Here is a 248-nt window from a genome sequence, read left to right on the forward strand (position 1 = left end):
GAAGCGGACTGGAAGTTCATCAGCCGTCGGGATGAAGTGAAGGCTGTTGTGCGAGAGGATCAGGCCGAAGAATTGGCCTGATATCGGGGTAATGGGGCCGCTTTGCGGCCCTATCGCGACACAAGGCAGGATCGGAATCGCTGTCACCGCATTCTGCGGGCTACCTTCGACGATGCGGTCGCTGTACACCAGGTACACCAAGGTATTGCGCTTCTTGTCGAGGAAGCGCACCACCTGCATGGTCTTGA

1 pseudogene is annotated in these 248 nt (G+C 57.7%); it reads right to left on the reverse strand.

The annotated features are described in order from the left end of the window. Positions 1 to 123: 123 nt before the first annotated feature. Positions 124 to 248 (reverse strand): annotated as a pseudogene (locus J5M58_RS27425) (CreA family protein); the annotation flags it as partial.

The organism is Pseudomonas sp. 32_A, assembly GCF_017490905.1.
GTDB classification, from domain to species: Bacteria; Pseudomonadota; Gammaproteobacteria; order Pseudomonadales; family Pseudomonadaceae; genus Aquipseudomonas; species Aquipseudomonas inefficax.